Origin of the sequence: Streptomyces incanus (assembly GCF_042656345.1) — a bacterium.
GTDB classification, from domain to species: domain Bacteria; phylum Actinomycetota; class Actinomycetes; order Streptomycetales; family Streptomycetaceae; genus Streptomyces; species Streptomyces incanus.
In genome coordinates, this window is record NZ_JBHSPC010000011.1 from 88021 (window position 1) to 105501 (window position 17481).

13 protein-coding genes are annotated in these 17481 nt (G+C 69.4%); 7 read left to right on the forward strand and 6 right to left on the reverse strand.

Translation table 11 applies throughout. The annotated features are described in order from the left end of the window. The first annotated feature begins 48 nt into the window (after positions 1 to 48). Positions 49 to 1329 (forward strand): acyl-CoA dehydrogenase family protein, encoded by a 1281-nt coding sequence (locus ACFP2V_RS03235; RefSeq protein WP_381204977.1) that lies wholly within the window; start codon positions 49 to 51, stop codon positions 1327 to 1329. 56 nt (positions 1330 to 1385) lie between these two features. On the opposite strand, the gene ACFP2V_RS03240 is transcribed toward ACFP2V_RS03235, so the two are convergent. From ACFP2V_RS03240 to ACFP2V_RS03250, 3 genes are all read right to left on the reverse strand, one after another. Then, positions 1386 to 1889 carry a MarR family winged helix-turn-helix transcriptional regulator gene (locus ACFP2V_RS03240; protein WP_381204980.1) on the reverse strand — a complete coding sequence of 168 codons (504 nt, stop codon included), beginning with the start codon at positions 1887 to 1889 and terminating at the stop codon, positions 1386 to 1388. 332 nt (positions 1890 to 2221) lie between these two features. After that, positions 2222 to 3682, reverse strand: a complete 1461-nt coding sequence (locus tag ACFP2V_RS03245) for an MmgE/PrpD family protein (RefSeq protein WP_381204982.1) — start codon at positions 3680 to 3682, stop codon at positions 2222 to 2224. Between the two features lie 18 nt (positions 3683 to 3700). After that, positions 3701 to 5032, reverse strand: a complete 1332-nt coding sequence (locus tag ACFP2V_RS03250) for an MFS transporter (protein ID WP_381204984.1) — start codon at positions 5030 to 5032, stop codon at positions 3701 to 3703. 166 nt (positions 5033 to 5198) lie between these two features. Here ACFP2V_RS03250 and ACFP2V_RS03255 point away from each other — a divergent pair, with 166 nt between their 5' ends. The 5 genes from ACFP2V_RS03255 (at position 5199) to ACFP2V_RS03275 (ending at position 11939) form a co-directional block, all read left to right on the forward strand. Continuing rightward, positions 5199 to 5972: an IclR family transcriptional regulator gene (locus tag ACFP2V_RS03255; protein ID WP_381204987.1), complete on the forward strand. Its 774-nt coding sequence runs from the start codon at positions 5199 to 5201 to the stop codon at positions 5970 to 5972. Continuing rightward, complete coding sequence (locus ACFP2V_RS03260; RefSeq protein WP_381204990.1) at positions 5969 to 7174, forward strand: CaiB/BaiF CoA transferase family protein; 1206 nt, start codon at positions 5969 to 5971, stop codon at positions 7172 to 7174. The genes ACFP2V_RS03255 and ACFP2V_RS03260 overlap by 4 nt, the downstream gene beginning before the upstream one ends. Next, entirely contained in the window at positions 7171 to 8127 is a 957-nt protein-coding gene (locus tag ACFP2V_RS03265; protein ID WP_381204993.1) for a citryl-CoA lyase, read from the forward strand. The genes ACFP2V_RS03260 and ACFP2V_RS03265 overlap by 4 nt, the downstream gene beginning before the upstream one ends. Beyond that, positions 8124 to 10748 carry an aconitate hydratase gene (acnA, locus tag ACFP2V_RS03270; RefSeq protein WP_381204996.1) on the forward strand — a complete coding sequence of 875 codons (2625 nt, stop codon included), beginning with the start codon at positions 8124 to 8126 and terminating at the stop codon, positions 10746 to 10748. Before ACFP2V_RS03265 ends, acnA begins: the two co-directional genes overlap by 4 nt. Positions 10749 to 10940: 192 nt before the next feature. Then, entirely contained in the window at positions 10941 to 11939 is a 999-nt protein-coding gene (locus ACFP2V_RS03275; protein ID WP_381205000.1) for a BRO-N domain-containing protein, read from the forward strand. Positions 11940 to 12017: 78 nt separating this feature from the next. Here ACFP2V_RS03275 and ACFP2V_RS03280 read toward each other — a convergent pair whose 3' ends face one another. From ACFP2V_RS03280 to pdhA, 3 genes are read right to left on the reverse strand one after another with little or no spacing between them, the layout of a single operon-like run. Beyond that, entirely contained in the window at positions 12018 to 13502 is a 1485-nt protein-coding gene (locus ACFP2V_RS03280; RefSeq protein WP_381205003.1) for a dihydrolipoamide acetyltransferase family protein, read from the reverse strand. Between the two features lie 15 nt (positions 13503 to 13517). Further along, positions 13518 to 14510, reverse strand: coding sequence for an alpha-ketoacid dehydrogenase subunit beta (locus ACFP2V_RS03285; protein ID WP_381205006.1), 993 nt, complete (start codon positions 14508 to 14510; stop codon positions 13518 to 13520). 1 nt (position 14511) lies between these two features. Next, on the reverse strand, positions 14512 to 15795 hold the full coding sequence (gene pdhA, locus ACFP2V_RS03290; protein WP_381205009.1) for a pyruvate dehydrogenase (acetyl-transferring) E1 component subunit alpha: 1284 nt from the start codon (positions 15793 to 15795) through the stop codon (positions 14512 to 14514). Between the two features lie 573 nt (positions 15796 to 16368). Between pdhA and ACFP2V_RS03295 the strand changes: the two genes are divergently transcribed. Beyond that, positions 16369 to 17400 carry a phosphotransferase gene (locus ACFP2V_RS03295; RefSeq protein WP_381205012.1) on the forward strand — a complete coding sequence of 344 codons (1032 nt, stop codon included), beginning with the start codon at positions 16369 to 16371 and terminating at the stop codon, positions 17398 to 17400. Positions 17401 to 17481 lie beyond the last annotated feature (81 nt).

A 17481-nucleotide genomic window follows, 5' to 3' on the forward strand; every position in this document is an offset into this window, starting at 1 on the left:
AGTGGATCTGCCACAGCAGCCTTGCACGAATGCGGAAAGGAACGCCCCATGACCGAGCTCCTCGCGCTGCGCCCCGACCGGATGACCGGCGACGTCGAACCGACCGGAGAGATCCACGCGTTTCTCCTGGGCGACTTCAGCACCTCGCCGATGGTGCAGCGTGCTCGGGACCTGGTCCCGGTCCTCAAGGAGCGAGCGGCCCGGCAGGCCCGGCACGACCGGCTGCTGCCCGAGACGATCGCGGACATGCAGCGCGCCGGCTTCTTCCGGATGCTGCAGCCCCGTGCCTACGGGGGGTACGAACTCACTCCCATCGAGTCCTTCGAAGTGACCTCCATCCTCGCCGAAGGCGACCCTTCGGTGGGGTGGGTCCTGGGCGTGATCGGCATTCACCACTTCCACCTGGGTTTCTTCGACGACCGCGCACAGTCCGATGTCTGGTCCTCGGACACCACCACCCTGATCAGCTCGCCGTACGCACCCCAGATGGCCAGGCGGGTGGAGGGCGGCTACCGCCTGTCCGGGCGGTGGTCGTTCTCCTCCGGCAGCGACTACTGCGACTGGGCACTGCTCGGGGCCAACATCGAGGGTGAACCGACCCCCGGACCGGGGCCGGTCGGCAGCCACGTGCTGCTGCTCCCGCGCGAGGACTACGAGATCATCCACAACTGGGACGTGTCCGGTCTGCGGGCCACCGGCAGCAACGACATCGTGGTCGAGGACGCGTTCGTTCCTGACCACCGGAGCCTCACCTGGACCGAGGTGCACCGAGGAACCGCACCGGGCTTGGCGCTCAACAAGGGTCTGCTGTTCAAGCTCCCCTTCTTCCAGGTCTTCTCACGGGCCACCCAGGCGCCGACGGCGCTCGGCGCCCTGAAGGGCATGGCGGACGCCCTGGTGGAGTTCAACCGGAGCAAGCGCCGGACCAGAATCGACCCGGCCGCGACACTCGCGTTGGCGGAGGCCTACTCTTTCGTCTCCGAGGCGAAGGGGCGGCTGTACGCCAACTATGCCGCGATGCTCTCCGAGGCCGGCGGAGGCGCCAGGGTCAGCGATGAGCGGCTGGAGGAGTTCCGCTTCCAGTCCGCGCACATCCCCGCACGCGCGGCCCGGTACGGCACCGAGCTGTACCGCGTCGCGGGCGGTACCGGCATCTACAACGCACAACCGTTCGGGCGTTATCTGACGGATCTCATGGCGACGCAGACCCATGCGATCAACAACTACCAAGCCCGGGCGATGGACTGGATCGGCCCGATCCTCGACACCACGGGGGCCGTCGCGTCGACACCACTCGGAGTGATCAAGGAGGGGGAACGCCCCGCCTGAGACAGCGTTCCGGCCGGGGCCGGCGCCCTTCCCAAGGCGCCGGCCCCGGCTTGTCGTCACTCCGGCAGGCTCTCGGCGTTCTCGCCGAAGAGTCTGAGCATGGCGTTGAACTTCTCCACGTCCTCGGGAGTGAATCCGGCGAGCACCTGCTTGTGACGTTCCAGAGCCGACCTGAGAATCCGGTCGTGGAGTTCGTAACCCGCGGGCGTGAGGTGCCACAGTCGGTTGCGGGGGTTGTTGCCGATGACCTTGGCTTCCGCCAGGCCGAGCTTGGCGAGCTTGCTCAGGGACCGGCTGACCGCGCCCTTGTCGTAGCCCACGGCGGGGCTGGCGGCGGTCACCGGGACGTCGGGTTCCCTGCAGAGCATCACCAGCATCCGCCACTCCATCGCGCTGATGCCGAACTCGTTCTGGTAGTGCCGGGAGAAGCTCCGGTTGAAACGATTGGCGGCCCACACCAGAAGGACTGTCGGGTTGTTGCCCAGGTTCAGCGTCTTGGACTTCTTCCCGTCGCCCACCTCGACCTCCTCGACAAAGAACTCATCGAGCTCGTCGCCCATGGGGTGGCCTCCCGGAGTCTTGTCGATGCGAGACGGCCGTCTCACATACGTGAATGCGCGGTCTCTCTTGCTCGGGAAACAGTCTAGGCAGGTCGTGGAGCCCGCCCCGCTTCCCCTCTGTGGTGATCATGCCGCTCTTGAGGCGGCCGTGTGAAGGACTCGGTCGTGACCGGCGTGCTGGGTCTTGTGGTCGGCGGTGCCGAGCATGCCCGGGGCGGTGGGCCGGCGGCGGGGGTGCACCAGACCTCGATGGCTCTGATCCGCCCCGTCACGACCTGACACAACGACAAGAAGTCCGTGCGGGAGCGATCCCGCACGGACTTCTTCCTCGATCACGCTGCACGACTCCCACGAGCCGCCCGTGGGACTGCGCTTGAACTGATCAGAGCGGATACGACATCACGGATGCCTTGGACCTCGGCGAGGTCCGCGGTCATTCTCTTCAGGTCCTGCACCTGTTCCGGCCGCAGGCCCCAGGGCGCGTAGCCCACGCAGTCGTCGAACCCTTGCGCGTGCTCCTCGGGCGTGAGCGGGTTCCCCGGATATCCCGGACCGATCTCGAGGGTTCTGACCCACCGGCCTCCGTCAGCGGTGCGCATCTCGAACCGCGACGCCGAATGACCGGTGAGTCCGGGATCGAAGTGCACGTGGATCCGCGAGAGCATGGCGGATGTGCTCAGCTCGGCGACCTGTTCGGGTTCGAAGTGTCTGAGGGACGCCGATCCCCGCTCCAGAGCGTTCGCCGCGCAGTACTGTGCGCTGAACTGGGCATTGACCCGCGGGTTGGTACCGGCCTCGAACGGTTTGCCGATGAGCTTGAAGGCGAAGTCGGGCAGGAAGATGTCCACCCGCTCGATCTCCTGCGTGTTCACCGAGTCGTCGCTCAGCGCCAGGAGGGCCGACTCGGTGATTCCCTGGGTGAGCCCGCAACTCGGGTACTTCTTGAAGAAAATGCCCTCCAGGTTGTAGCGGCGCCCGAGTTGGTCGGCGAAAGACTCCGGAGAGCGCTCGCCTCGTGCGTACAGTCGCGCATACCCGAACGGGCCGGCGATGAAGTGACGGGGTCCGGTCAGTCCGGCCCGGGCGAACTGCACGCTCTGAACAGCCGAGGCCGCAGTCCATCCCTGGATGAGCCGCACCGCCAAGGACGCATCGACGTTGCTCTGAAAACTCGCCGAACAACGGTTGAAGGAGAGCGCCAACGCGTGCAGCGTCTGCTCCGCGTCGAGGCCGGCAGCCCGCGCCGCGGCGGCGGTGGCTCCCATGAGGCCGGCGACGCCCGTCGGATCCAGCCCGCCGTACTGCTCCTCGGTGAGGTTGAACCGCACGCCTGCCTCGAGACCAACCGCCAGCGCGGCCAGGAGTTCGGCCCCGGTGCAGCCTCCACGCAGCTCTGCGGCGGCGAGCGCCGCGGGCACGACCGAGGACCCGAGGTGAAGTCCGGGCACCATGGTGTCGCAGTAGTCCAGCGCACGCGCCATGGAGCCGTTGAGCAGCGCGGCGCTCTGGGCCGGCAGGTGGTCTCCGTACACGAAGGACCTGGCTTCCGCTCGCCCCCCTTGGGTGACGACCAACTGCCGGAGTTCGGCGATCCCGTCCTGCGCGGCTCCTGCGACCGCGGTACCACACACGGTCCTCAGGACCTGGTGGGCGATGTCGAGCACATCCGCAGGGAGGTCGGCGGCTCGGGTGTGCGCCACGAAGCGGGCGATCCGCTCCTCGGGATCCAAGGCGGAGTCGGATGGTGCGACGTGGCGGTTCTGGCCGCCGTCCCCTGCCGTGGTGTTGCCCATGGGTTCCCTCTCGGAGGTTCAGAGGTGTGGAAGTGACTTGGTGGCGGTCCGTCCCACCGAGGCGACGCTGAGCAGACCGATCAGTGCGACCAGGATGATCCAGCCCGCGGGGCTGGTGTCGTACCCGGTGCTCTGCACGAGGATCTCGGCGATGAACGGCGCGGTTCCGCCGGCAACGATCGCCCCGAGGTTGTATCCCAGCGCGATGCCGGTGAAGCGGACCTTCGTCGGGAAGAGTTCGGCCACCAGCGCCCAGGTGGGCACCTGTACCCATCCGCTGAAGAACATGAAGACGAAGTAGACGAGGCCGATCGCCAGCAGGCTGCTCGTATGGGACAGGACGAGGAAAGCGGGCCAGGCGATCACCATGAACGCGAGGTATGCGGTGACCAGGATGGGCTTTCGGTCGAACCTGTCCGAGAGCAGGCCGGGCAACGGGTAGGTCATGGCCGCGAGCGCGATGCCCGCGGCAGCGGTCCAGGCAACCGCGGTGGGCGAGACGTTGCCCTTCAGCTGCAGGAAGATCCCGAAGTAGGTGAGCCCGATGTAGACGGTTCCGTTCAGGGCGATCGAGAGGCCGAGCACGCGCAGGACCGAGACCGGGTGGTCCCGGATCACGGACATGAGCGGGCGCTTCTCCACAGCCGCTCCGTCGCGGCGCTCCTCGAGTTCCTTGAACTTCGGGCTGTCCTCGATGCGCAGCCGCGCCCACAGGGCCAGGACGGCGAAGACAGCCGACAGCAGGAACGGAACCCGCCAGCCCCAGGACGCCATCTGCTCGGGGCTGAAACCGAGGCGGACCGCTCCCACCACGGCCGCGGCCACGGCGAAGCCGAGAGTCGCCCCGATCGCGGTCGAGCTGCCGTAGAGGCCACGGCGGCCGGGAGGCGCGAGCTCGGCGACATAGGTGGCCGCGCCGCCGATCTCGCCGCCGGCCGCGAATCCCTGCACCAGACGAACCAGGACGATCGCCACCGTCGCCGCGATACCGATGTCGGCGTGCGTGGGCAGCAGGCCCATGGCGACGCAGGCGGCGGACATGATCAGGACGGTGGCCACGAGCGAGAAGCGCCGGCCCCGCTTGTCGCCGAGGATGCCGAAGAACCATCCGCCGATCGGCCGCACCACATAGGACGAGGCGAACAGGGCCAGCGCCGCCAACGTCGCTGTGGCCGGATCCTGCTGGGGGAAGAACAGTGGTGCCAAGCTCAGCGCGAGGAAGCCGTACACGCTGAAGTCGTAGTACTCGATGACGGTGCCGACACCGCCGGCGACGGCGGCTCGCCGCGCCATGCTCGGATCGCCGGCTTCGGTTCTGCGCTGTTCCTCGAGCTCCGAGGTGGTGGTCATGGGTTCTCCTCGCCAGTCTGTACTGACCACAGGATGGTTCGCTTCAATCACCTGACGGTTCTGTGGCGTGTGTCACGGATGGAATCATGCAGAACTCACCACGTCAATGCATGTTCAACCCATCAGTTGGTTTACCTGAACCACCTAGTGGACCTATGCTGGCGGCATGACATTGCCCTCAGCGGCCGCCGCAGCCGACGGCGGCGTGCGTAGCGTCACTCGCGCCTTCGACCTTCTGAGAGCGTTCGACGCCGAACACAAGGTCCGCTCGCTGCGTGAACTCGTCGAGTTCACCGGTCTGCCCAAGTCGACGGTCGTCCGGCTCCTCAGCACACTCAGCAATCCGGGGATCATCACCAGCCCGAGCGAATCGACCTACAGCATCGGTCCCGCGTTCCTGCGGTGGGTCAAGCTGGCCGAGGCGATGTGGGAGGTGGGCGCCGAGGCCCGGCAGGTGATGACGGCCCTGCGCGACGAGTGCGGCGAGACGGTAAACATCTACATTCGCCAGGATCTGCACCGCATCTGCGTGGCCCAGGTCGAGGGCACCACGACCGTACGGAGCGTGGTGCGAGTCGGTGAGCCGTACCCCATGACCGGGGGTGCCGCGGCCAGAGTGCTTCTCGGTGGCTGCCCGGACACCGTGCTGGACGCCCTGTCCGAACAGGACGCACGCGTCGACGCGAAGGACCTGCGCACCGGGGCCGCGAGCACCCGTGAGGCCGGCTTCGCCATCACGCACGGCGATCGCGAACTGGGGGCCTCCGCGGTGGCGGCTCCGATCACGGCCGCCGACGGTCGTCTTCTCGCCGCGCTCTCCATGAGCGGTCCCACCTCTCGGTTCACCGCTGACCGAGTCACCCAGTACGTCGACGCCGTAACCAAAGCAGCCCGGCAGATCAGCGCTGTCGGGCTCGGCACCGTGGAGGCCTTCCTGTGACCGCAGACCTGCTCGAGGGCGTTCGAGTCCTGGACATGACCAATGTGCTCGCCGGACCGTTCGCCGGTTATCAACTCGCCCTGCTCGGCGCCGATGTGATCAAGGTGGAGACTCCCGGGAGCGGTGACCTGGCACGCCAGCTCGGCGCCGATCCCGAACTGAGCGCCGCACGGATGGGCGTCTCCTTCCTCGCCCAGAACTCCGGGAAACGGTCGGTGACGGTCAACCTCAAGACCGACGGCGGCAAGAAGGTGTTCGAACAGCTGCTGGCCGATGCCGACGTGCTCCTGGAGAACTTCCGCCCAGGGGTCCTCGAGCGCCTCGGCTTCGGCTGGGAGCGACTGCGGGAACTGAACCCCCGTCTGATCTACTGTGCCGTCTCCGGCTTCGGCGCCACCGGGCCGATGCGCGGTCGCCCGGCGTACGACCAGGTGATCCAGGGCCTCTCCGGCATCATGAGCGTGACCGGTGACACCCGGTCCGCGCCTTTGCGCGTCGGCTACCCGGTGTGCGACAGCTTCGGCGGCCTCGCCGCCGCCATGGCCGTGTGCGCCGCCGTCGTCAGACAGCGGCGGACGGGGCACGGCGCTTATCTCGACACCTCCATGCTGGACGCGGCCATCACCTCCATGGGCTGGGTCGTCTCCAACCATCTGGTGACCGGCCAGGAGCCCGTACCCATGGGCAACGAGAACATGACCTCGGCGCCGTCGGGCAGTTTCACCACGGCTGACGGAATGCTCAACATCGCGGCCAACAAGCAGGAACAGTTCGAGACGCTGTGCAAGGTCCTCCATCGCGAGGAACTCGTCACCGATCCCCGCTTCGTCACCCGTGAGGACCGCAAGCTCAACCGCGAACTCCTGCGCGACGAGCTCGAGGTCTCGCTCAAGGAGAAGACCGCCGCCGAATGGGACGAGGTCCTGCTGGACACGGGTGTTCCGGCCGCTCCGGTGATGTCGGTCCCCGAATCGCTCACCTCGGCACAGGTCGGGCACCGGGAACTGATCTCCGAGGTGCAGATGCCCGTCGCACCGGCCGGAACCGTCCAGGTCCTGGGACTGCCGACCCATGTCGACGGTCACGCGGTGAAACCCTCCTCGCCGCCCCCCGCACTCGGCGAGCACACCGAGGACATCCTGCGCGAGATCGGGTTCACCACCGAACAGATCAAGGACTTCCGCGAGGAGGGAGCCGTATGAGAACCCGACCGGACACCACCGACACCCCAGATGCCGGCCGGAACGAGCCCATGGACCACACCTCGCCGGCACGCGCCGCCGCACTGAACGCCGTGACCACCCGCAAGGTGGCCGACTGGTGGACCACCGAGGTGTCGGACATCGAGCCCGGCGTCATTCGATTCCGCGGATACCCGGTCCAGGACCTCATCCGCCGGGCCAGCTTCGTGGAGACCATCTGGACCATGGTCCGCGGCTCGATGCCGTCCCCTGCCCAGGCGGCGCTTCTGGAGAAGGCCCTCGTGGCCGCGGTGGACCACGGACCACAAGCACCCTCCATCGCGGCAGCCCGCATGGCCGCCACGTGCGGTGTGGGGTTGCACGGCGCGATGTCCACCGGCGTCGGACTGCTCGGCGACGTCCATGGCGGTGCCGGGCAGCAATGTGTCGAACTCCTGCAGCGACTGGTCACCGCGAGCGGAGGCGTCGAGGGCGCTGACGGCGGCTCCTCCCCCGCCGCGGTCTCCCTCGAGGAGGCCGTTGCCGCCGAGGTCGCCGCCCACCGCGAACGCCGGGCCTACATCCCCGGGTTCGGCCACCGGTTCCACCCCCGCGACCCGCGCCGGGACCCGCTCCTCGAGTTCGTCCAGGAAGCCGTCGACGCCGGGGTCGTCGCCGGTCATCACTTCGCCGCGGCGCAGGAGTTGGAGGCCCAGCTGTCGGTCGGCCGGGAGCGCCCCATCCCGATGAACATCGACGGCGCCACCGCCGTGATCTACGCCGAGCTCGGCTTCACCGCCGAACTCGCCCGCGGACTCTTCATCCTGTCGAGGTCCGTCGGCGTGCTGGCCCACAGCTGGGAGGAGTCCCGGAGTGGCCGGCGCATCAAGGGCCCGATGCCTCCGCCGCTCCTCCCGACCTATGCCGGCCACGCGGAACGGGCTTGGGCCGCCGAGACCGCGGAGACGCCGTGAGCACGCCGTTCACCGCGCCGGACTCGTTCGGGTGCCTCAGGGAGCTGCCGGTCGAGGGCGCACCCGGGGTTCCCCTGCAGTACTACAGTCTGGCCGACGCCGAGGCCAATGGCGCCGGGCCCGTCAGTGACCTGCCCTGGTCGCTGAGGACGCTGGTGGAGGGCATCCTGCGCCACCAGGGGCATCCGCAGGTGCTCCCCGAGCATGTACATGCGATCACTCGACGTGACGCGTCCGCGGCGGTCCCGTTCTTCCCCGGCCGTGTCCTCCTGCAGGACGCCTCCGGCATTCCGGTCCTGGCCGACCTGGTCACCCTGCTCGAGCGGGCCGCCGCCGACGGCCTGGACGGCTCGGCGCTCGAGCCGGTGCTTCCGCTCGACCTGGTCGTCGACCACGCCTTGGAGGTGGACGAGTACGCGAGCGGGGCCGCGGCGCCACGGAACATCGACCTGGAGTACGCGCGGCACCACGATCGCTACCGGTTCCTGCGGTGGGCCCAGGAACGGCTTCCCGGACTTCGGGTCGTGCCTCCCGGCGTGGGCATCTGCCACCAGCTGAACCTCGAGGTCCTCGCCCCGGTGGTGACCACCGAGGAGTCCGACGGCACGCGAATCGCCGCGCTCGACGCACTGGTCGGAACCGACTCGCACACCACGATGATCAACGCCCTGGGAGTCACCGGATGGGGGGTGGGAGGTATCGAGGCCACCGCCGCCGCGCTCGGTCAGGCCATCATGATCCGTGTGCCGCACGTCGTCGGTGTGGAGCTCACCGGACGGCTCGCCCCGGGGGTCTTCGCCTCCGACCTGGCCCTGACCTTGGCCGAACGACTGCGTGAGCTGAACGTCGTGGGGTCCATCGTGGAATTCCACGGCCCGGGCCTGCCCTCCTTGTCGGTGCCCGATCGCGCGACGGTCGCCAACATGGCTCCGGAGTACGGCGCGACCATGGCATGGTTCCCGGCCGACCGCCGCACCCTCGCATACCTGGCGACCACCGGTCGTTCGCCCGAACAGGTCCACCTGACCGAGCAGTACTTGAAGGCACAGGGCCTGCTGCACAGTCCGGCCGTCCCGGTCCCGCGCTACGACACCGAGGTGACCGTCGCACTGGACTCGATCTCGACCACCCTCGCAGGTCCCGCGCGGCCGCACGAAGCGCTCAGCCTGGCCGAGGTCCCCGCATCCCGTGGCCCCGCCGGGCCCCAGGACGGCGACGTGGCCATTGCGGCGATCACGAGCTGCACCAACACCTCGAACCCGCGCTCCCTGGTCGCCGCAGGCCTCCTGGCGCGCAACGCGGTCGAGGCGGGTCTCCGGCCGGCGGCGTGGACCAAGACCTCACTGACGCCGGGCTCCAGGTCGGCGGCGGACCTCCTGGCCTCGGCCGGTCTGCAGAAACACCTCGACGAACTCGGCTTCCACGTCGCGGGATTCGGGTGCGGCACCTGTATGGGCAACTCCGGGCCCTTGAGCCCGGCACTCGACGCGACGGCGCGGGCCAAGGACACCGCCCTGGCCGCGGTCCTCTCCGGGAACCGCAACTTCACCGGCCGCATCCACCCCGAGGTCGCGCACGCCTACCTCGCCTCACCGGCCATGGTCGTGGCCTACGCACTGGCCGGCACGGTGCGGACGAACCTGGAACTCGAACCCCTCGGTCACGCCGCCGACGGCTCACCGATCGTGCTCGCCGACCTCTGGCCGGACGAGAGTGAGATCGACGAGCTGCTGTCCGCCCATGAGGCCGCGTCGCTGGGCCGCGGAGCCCGCCGGCCCCTGACCACTGAGCGATGGCTGGCGCTCGAGCATCCACGTGACGACACCTACCCCTGGGACGGCGAAGCCGGCAGCATTCGACGGCCACCGTTCACCGACGCGGCTCTGACCAGACCCGCGGTCGACGGAGAGCTGCTCGGCGCCCGTCCGTTGCTGGTGCTCGGTGACGCGGTGACCACCGACCACATCTCGCCGGTCGCACGGATTCTGCGTGACTCCGCCGCGGGCCGTTGGCTGATCGAGCGAGGAGTCGACGAGCGGGCCCTGGGCACCTTCAGCTCCCGCCGCCTCAACCACGACGTCATGGTCAGGGGTGGCTTCGCGAACCCGCGCTTGTCCAACCACCTGGCCCCCGGCGGGGAGGGCGGCTGGACCCGCACCGCGCCCGACGAGACGCCGGTGCCCGTCCACGTCGCGGCCGAGTACCACCGCCGTCGGGGCACCCCGCTCGTCGTCGTGGCGGGCGACATGTACGGAGCGGGCTCCGCACGCGACTGGGCGGCCAAGGTCACTCGGCTCCTCGGCGTGCGCGCGGTGCTGGCACGGAGCTTCGAACGCATCCACCGCACCAACCTGGTCGCCCTGGGCGTCCTGCCGGTCCAATGGGAGGGCCCGCCCCCCGACCTGTTCGACGGAACCGAGGAGATCGACCTCCTCGGTATCGACGACCTCGCATCATCGACGAACGCCACTGTCCGGGTTCGTCGCGGCGACCACGTGCTGTGGAACGGCGCTGCCACGTGTCGCATCGACACACCGTTGGAACTGGACTGGCTCCGGGCCGGTGGATTGTTCGGGCACCTGCTGTCCACCCAGGCGGACAGCAGGGGCGTCTCCGGGTAAGCGGCCCACGCACGCGGGGCCCACCCCTTCCGGTGGGCCCCTTTCCCATGCTTCACGCTGCCGTCCGGCATACACACTCCCGTCGGCCGGAACAGCGGTTTCGATCACCTTCGCTCGCAGTCGTGAACATCCTCGAACTGGCTGGCATATTCGCTTCGCCCCGCTCTACGTTCCGCAGCGGAGGTGGTTCACATGAACGAACCCAGCAAACAGCCGAAGCATGCCGAGCGGCATGAGGCGATCGACGTCAGCGACTTCGTGTACGCGGCGACCGGCGCCCGGGTGCGGAGGCTGACCATGCCGGACGGAAGCCACTGGTTTCCGGCGGTGGACGTCTGCAAGGAACTCGGACACACCAACTCTCGGCAGGCGCTCGCAGATCATCTTCCCGACGAGCACCGAGAGATTCTCGAGACCGTAAGTGGAGCTTACGGTCTCAGCATTCCCGCAGGTAGAGAGTGGCGTCGAGACCTGAATGTCATCTCTCTCCAAGGTCTCATTCTTCTCGTCAACGCCTGCACCAAACCGGCCTGCGCGCCCTTCAAGCAATGGGTCGCCGAAGTCGTCGAGACCGTACAGCGCGAGGGTTCCTACTCGCTCGACGAGGCCGAGGTGCAGCCCGCCGAACCGGGCGCCCCCATCGCCTACGCGATGCCCGAACAGGTCGCCGAGGCCATCGTCCGGCTGGAAGCACACAACCTGCAGCTGGATGAGGAACTGGCCAACGGTCAGCGCGAATCGATCGTGTTGCAGAAGGAGACGCTGGTCACGCAGAGGGAGCTGCTGGCCACGCAACAGGCCACTCTCGCCGTACAACAGGCCACCCTCGCCGTGCAGCAGGCCATGGTCCGGGCCATGGAACGCATCGCGGACCGGTTCGACACCCTCGTCCTCGAACGTCGGACGCCCAAGGTCGCCCTCACCGCACTGCCCACCACCGAGTCGGTGCTGGCCGACTGGCGGCAGCGGCTGTCCGTGACGGAGGACGTGTGGACGGTGGCCGTCGTCATCGCCCCGGTGCTCGTCGAATCGGGTGAGCTGCGCGAACCGTTGGAGGCGATCGCCGCCCGTACGGGGCTTTCCGTGCACCGCGTCAACGAATGCCTCCGGCTGCTGCGCAAGCACGCCTGCATTCGCTCGCGGGGCGGGACCGAGAACGGGGCTCCTGTGTACGTGCTCCATCAGGCCTGAGCCCGGCACAGCAGGAGGGGCGTCGCAACTCGAACTTGCGGCGCCCCTCCTGTAATGAACCTACTCGGTTCGTGGCCGTCACGCCCAGCTGATCAGCCGCTTCGGCTGTTCCAGGATCGCCGCCACGTCGGCGAGGAACCTGGAGCCCAGTTCGCCGTCGACCAGGCGGTGGTCGAAGCTCAGGGCCAGGGTGGTGACCTGACGAGGCTTCACCTTGCCCTTGTGGACCCACGGCTGGAGCTTGATCGCGCCGACCGCCAGGATCGCGGACTCGCCGGGGTTCAGGATCGGCGTGCCCGTGTCGACGCCGAAGACGCCGACGTTGGTGATGGTGACCGTGCCCGCCTGCATCGCCGACGGAGAGGTCTTTCCGTCCCTCGCCGTGGACACCAGTTCACCCAGGGACTCGGCCAGTTGCGGCAGCGTCTTGGCGTGGGCGTCCTTGATGTTCGGGACGATCAGACCGCGCGGAGTGGCCGCCGCGATGCCCAGGTTGACGTAGTGCTTGACCACGATCTCCTGGGCCGCCTCGTCCCAGGACGCGTTGACGTCCGGGTTGCGCCTGATCGCGACCAGCAGGGCCTTGGCGATCAGCAGGAGCGGGTTCACGCGCAGGCCCGTGAACTCCCTATCCTGCTTCAGCTCCTCCACCAGCTTCATCGTGCGCGTCACGTCGACCGTCACGAACTCCGTGACGTGCGGCGCGGTGAACGCCGAGCCGACCATCGCCGCCGCCGTCGCCTTGCGCACCCCCTTGACCGGGATACGGGTCTCCCGGGCGGTGTCGTACGACACCGGCGCGGGAGCGGCCGCCGGGGCGGGAACGGTCGTCGGCTCCTGCGGCGCCTTCGGCGCTGCCGCGACCGCCGCCACCGCCGCGTGGACGTCCTCGCGCGTGACGATGCCGTCCGGGCCGGTCGGGGTGACCGTCGCCAGGTCGACGCCGAGGTCCTTCGCCAGCTTGCGCACCGGCGGCTTCGCCAGCGGACGCTGCGCGCCGGCCACCGGCACCGGACCGGCGGCGGGCGCCGGAGCGGCCGGGGCGTGGCCGTTCAGTTCCGCCCGGGCCCCCGCCACCGTCTGCCGGGCGAAGCCGTCCGGGGCGGCCTTGCGCGGGCGGCGGCGCGTGGCGGATGTCGACACTCCGTAGCCGACCAGCACGGGCTGGCGACCCGAGCCCACCGCCGTCGGCTCGGCTTTCGCCGGCTGCTCGGCGGGTGCGGCAGCGGCGGATACGGCTTCGGCGGGTGCGGCTTCGGCAACCGGGGCGGCCGCGGGGGCCTCCGGCTCCGGGGCCGCACCGCCCGAGACGTCCACCGCGATGATGGACGTGCCCACGTCCACCGTGGTGCCCTCGGGGAAGTGCAGCGCGCGGACCACCCCGTCGTAGGGGATGGGGAGCTCCACGGCCGCCTTCGCCGTCTCGACCTCGCACACCACCTGGCCGTCGGTGACCGTGTCACCGGGCTGGACGTACCACTTGAGGATCTCGGCCTCGGTCAGCCCCTCGCCCACGTCGGGCATCTTGAACTCACGGACGGGCGCTTGCGTCATCGTCGTCACGACCCTCCCTTTCCCTCAGTACGCCAGCGAGCGGTCGACGGCGTCCAGCACCCGGTCCAGGTCCGGGAGGTAGGACTCCTCCAGGCGGGCCGGCGGGTACGGGGCGTGGTAGCCGCCCACCCGCAGGACCGGGGCCTCCAGGTGGTAGAAGCAGCGCTCCGTGATCCGCGCGGCGATCTCCGCGCCCGAACCGAAGAACACCGGCGCCTCATGGACGACGACCAGGCGGCGGGTCTTCTCCACCGACGTCTGGATCGCGTCGAAGTCGAGCGGGGAGACCGAGCGCAGGTCCAGGACCTCCAGGGAGCGGCCCTCCTCGGCGGCCGCGTCCGCGACCTCCTGGCAGAGCTTCACCATCGGGCCGTACGCCACCAGCGTCAGGTCGGTGCCCTCGCGGACCACGCGCGCGGTGTGCAGCGGGCCGGGGATCGCCTCGGTGTTGACCTCGGCCTTGTCCCAGTAGCGCCGCTTGGGCTCGAAGAAGATCACCGGGTCGTCGCTCTGGATGGCCTGCTGCATCATCCAGTACGCGTCCGACGCGTTCGACGGCGAGACCACCTTCAGGCCCGCCACGTGCGCGAACAGCGACTCCGGGGACTCGGAGTGGTGCTCCACCGCGCCGATGCCGCCACCGTAGGGAATGCGCACGACGACCGGGAGCTTCACCTTGCCCAGCGAACGGGCGTGCATCTTCGCGAGCTGCGTGACGATCTGGTCGTACGCCGGGAAGACGAAACCGTCGAACTGGATCTCGACCACCGGGCGGTAGCCGCGCAGGGCGAGGCCGATCGCGGTGCCGACGATGCCCGACTCGGCGAGCGGGGTGTCGATGACGCGGCTCTCGCCGAAGTCCTTCTGCAGCCCGTCCGTCACCCGGAACACGCCGCCGAGCTTGCCGACGTCCTCACCCATGACGAGGACCTTGGGGTCCGTGTCCAGAGCGCGGCGCAGCGACTCGTTGATCGCCTTGGCCAGGGCCATGTTCTTGAATGTCACGGTCTCCGCCATGTCACTTACCCCCGTCCACGTCGGCGAACGACGCCTGGTAGGCGGCGAACTCGGCCCGCTCCTCGTCGACGAGGGCGTGTCCGTCCGCGTACGCGTTCTCGAAGATGGCGAAGTGGTCAGGGTCCTGCATGGCACGGACCGCTTCGCGTACTCGTTTGCCCAACGTCTCGCTTTCGTTCTCCAGTTCCGCAAAAAATCCCTCGTCCGCGTGGTGTGCGGACTCCAGGTAGCGGCGAAGGCGCAGGATCGGGTCCTTGGCCTCCCAGGAGGCCCGCTCGTCGTCGTGACGGTAGCGGGTGGGGTCGTCGGAGGTGGTGTGGGCGCCCATGCGGTAGGTGAACGCCTCGATCAGCGTCGGCCCCTCACCGGCGCGGGCCCGCTCCAGGGCCCACCGGGTCACGGCGAGGCTCGCCAGCACGTCGTTGCCGTCCACCCGCACGCCCGGGAAGCCGAAGCCCTGCGCGCGCTGGTACAGCGGGACGCGGGACTGCTTCTCGGTCGGCTCGGAGATCGCCCACTGGTTGTTCTGGCAGAAGAACACCACCGGGGCGTTGTAGACCGCGGAGAAGGTGAAGGCCTCGGCCACGTCACCCTGGCTGGAGGCGCCGTCGCCGAAGTAGGCGATCACCGCGCTGTCCGCGCCGTCCTTGGCGATGCCCATGGCGTAGCCCGTGGCGTGCAGCGTCTGGGAGCCGATGACGATCGTGTACAGGTGGAAGTTGTTGCTGTTCGGGTCCCACCCGCCGTTGTTGACGCCGCGGAACATGCCGAGCAGGTTGGTCGGGTCCACCCCGCGGCACCAGGCGACGCCGTGCTCGCGGTAGGTGGGGAAGACGTAGTCGTCGTCGCGCAGCGCGCGCCCCGAGCCGATCTGCGCCGCCTCCTGGCCCAGCAGCGAGGCCCACAGGCCCAGCTCGCCCTGGCGCTGGAGCGCGGTGGCCTCGGCGTCGAAGCGGCGGGTGAGCACCATGTCGCGGTACAGACCGCGGAACTCCTCGGGGGTGACGCCGGAGACGTACTGGTCGAACTCGGCGTTCTCGACCCGCTCGCCCTCGGGCGTCAGCAGCTGCACGAGGCCGGGTTCGGCACTTTGCGGCTTCGTGCCGCCTGCCTTCCTGGCCGCCGTGGCCTTCTTCGCGGCGGGTGCCTTCTTGGCCGCCGGGGCCTTCTTGGCCGGGTCCGCCTTCTTGGCGGTGGTGCTGGTGGTGCGCTTGGCGCCGGTGGCGCCGGCATCACTTCCGGCGCTGCGTCGCGGTGTGCGCGCGGCAGTGCTCTCCACGGTCACGTGTGCTCCTCCGTCGGTCCGACCCCCGGGGTCGCCGGTAGGTCTGGGGTCCCCCTCCAGCTCGTCGAGGCCTGGGGAGGCTCACCTCTTCTCGACCACGGGCACGGGGTGGGTGCCGCTCGGCCGGGAACAGGCCTGACAGGTGCCCCGGCGAGCGACCTGCAAATAGCACGTTACCCAGTGCGCCACATTTCTGTGAAACCCTTCCTGACCTGGGATTTTGCTTGGATTTCCAAGTAAATCGGAAAGGCGGGAAAGGTGCGCTGGTCACAGCCTTGCAGGAGGCCGGAGCAACGGCACGTTATCCCGGCGACCCCAGACACGGGAAGAGTCGTGTCCCGCGCCCGGCGCCGCATCCGACGAAAGATCGGCGGCGGGCTCGGCACCCACCGGGCTTCCGTCGGGCTCCCGCCCGGTGTTCGCCACGCGCCTGCCCGAGATCCCGCCCGGTGTCTGCCGGGCATCCCACCCGGTTCCCACCCGGCGGCGGATCGAGCACATAGTGCGACCGGAAACGACTGTCTGTGACAACGCGCAGCTCACGGGTTCGCGCAGTGCCCTAGCATCTGGCGCGTGTCGCCTTTACGTGTACCACCCCCTGTTTCTTACGCGCCCCCTTTGGGCGCCCTGCTGCGCCGGTACTCCGCCGGTTCCGCGGTGACCTGCGAGCCCGTCGACGAGGGTCTGCTCAACCGCGGCTACCGCCTGCGCACGACCCGGGGCCGCTACTTCCTCAAGCACCACTTCGATCCCGAGACCGCCGATCCGGCCGCGATCGTCCGCCAGCACCGGGCCACCCGGCGCCTGGCCGAACTGGGCGTGCCGGTGGCCCCGCCGCTGCCCGCCCGGGACGGGCGCACGGTCGCCGTGGTCGGCGGCCACGCGTACGCCCTGCATCCCTGGATCGACGGCCGGCACCGGCACGGCGGGCAGCTCACACCGGGACAGTGCGCACGGCTCGGGGCGCTGCTCGGCGCGGTGCACGCCGGCCTGGAACGCGTGATGCCGGCACCCGTACGGACCCACAGCGCCCCGGCGGAGAGCGCCGACCCGGCCGACACCCTCACCCTCATCGACGCGTTGCTCGGCCGCGTCCGCCGGCACCGCCCCGCCGACTCCTTCGACGCCCTCGCCCGCCGCCGACTCCTGGAACGGCGGACCCTTCTGGAGCGGCACGCCGGCCGGCGTCCTCCGCGCGGGGGCGCGGTGGGGTGGGTGCACGGCGACTTCCACCCGTTCAACGTGCTGTACCGGGGGAGCGCGCCCGCGGCGATCGTCGACTGGGACCGGCTCGGCGTGCAGCCCCGCGCGGAGGAGGCCGTACGCGCCGCGGCGATCTTCTTCGTCCGGCCCTCGGGCACCCTCGACCTGCCGCGCGTACGGTCCTACGCGCGTGCGTACCGGCGCGGCGCGGGGGCCACGCCCGCCCAGCTCGCCGCGGCGGTGCACCGGGTGTGGTGGGAACGCCTCAACGACTTCTGGATGCTCCGCTGGCACTACGAGCGCGACGACACCCGCGCGGACTCACAGTTCCCGGCCACGGCCGCACTGGTGGTGTGGTGGAGCCGGGAGTACGACGCGGTGCGCGCGGCGTTCACGGGGTGAGGCGGACGCCTGGCGAGCCGTTCACGACATGAGCCCACGCGGGACGTGCTCCGAGTGAGACGGCCCCGTGCGGGGTGAGGC

Excerpts from the sequence above, each read along its gene's own strand:
- ACFP2V_RS03235 (WP_381204977.1), top strand. The coding sequence starts at position 49 with ATGACCGAGCTCCTCGCGCTGCGCCCCGACCGGATGACCGGCGACGTC.
- ACFP2V_RS03240 (WP_381204980.1), bottom strand. The coding sequence starts at position 1,889 with ATGGGCGACGAGCTCGATGAGTTCTTTGTCGAGGAGGTCGAGGTGGGC.
- ACFP2V_RS03245 (WP_381204982.1), bottom strand. The coding sequence starts at position 3,682 with ATGGGCAACACCACGGCAGGGGACGGCGGCCAGAACCGCCACGTCGCA.
- ACFP2V_RS03250 (WP_381204984.1), bottom strand. The coding sequence starts at position 5,032 with ATGACCACCACCTCGGAGCTCGAGGAACAGCGCAGAACCGAAGCCGGC.
- ACFP2V_RS03255 (WP_381204987.1), top strand. The coding sequence starts at position 5,199 with ATGACATTGCCCTCAGCGGCCGCCGCAGCCGACGGCGGCGTGCGTAGC.
- ACFP2V_RS03265 (WP_381204993.1), top strand. The coding sequence starts at position 7,171 with ATGAGAACCCGACCGGACACCACCGACACCCCAGATGCCGGCCGGAAC.
- ACFP2V_RS03275 (WP_381205000.1), top strand. The coding sequence starts at position 10,941 with ATGAACGAACCCAGCAAACAGCCGAAGCATGCCGAGCGGCATGAGGCG.
- ACFP2V_RS03285 (WP_381205006.1), bottom strand. The coding sequence starts at position 14,510 with ATGGCGGAGACCGTGACATTCAAGAACATGGCCCTGGCCAAGGCGATC.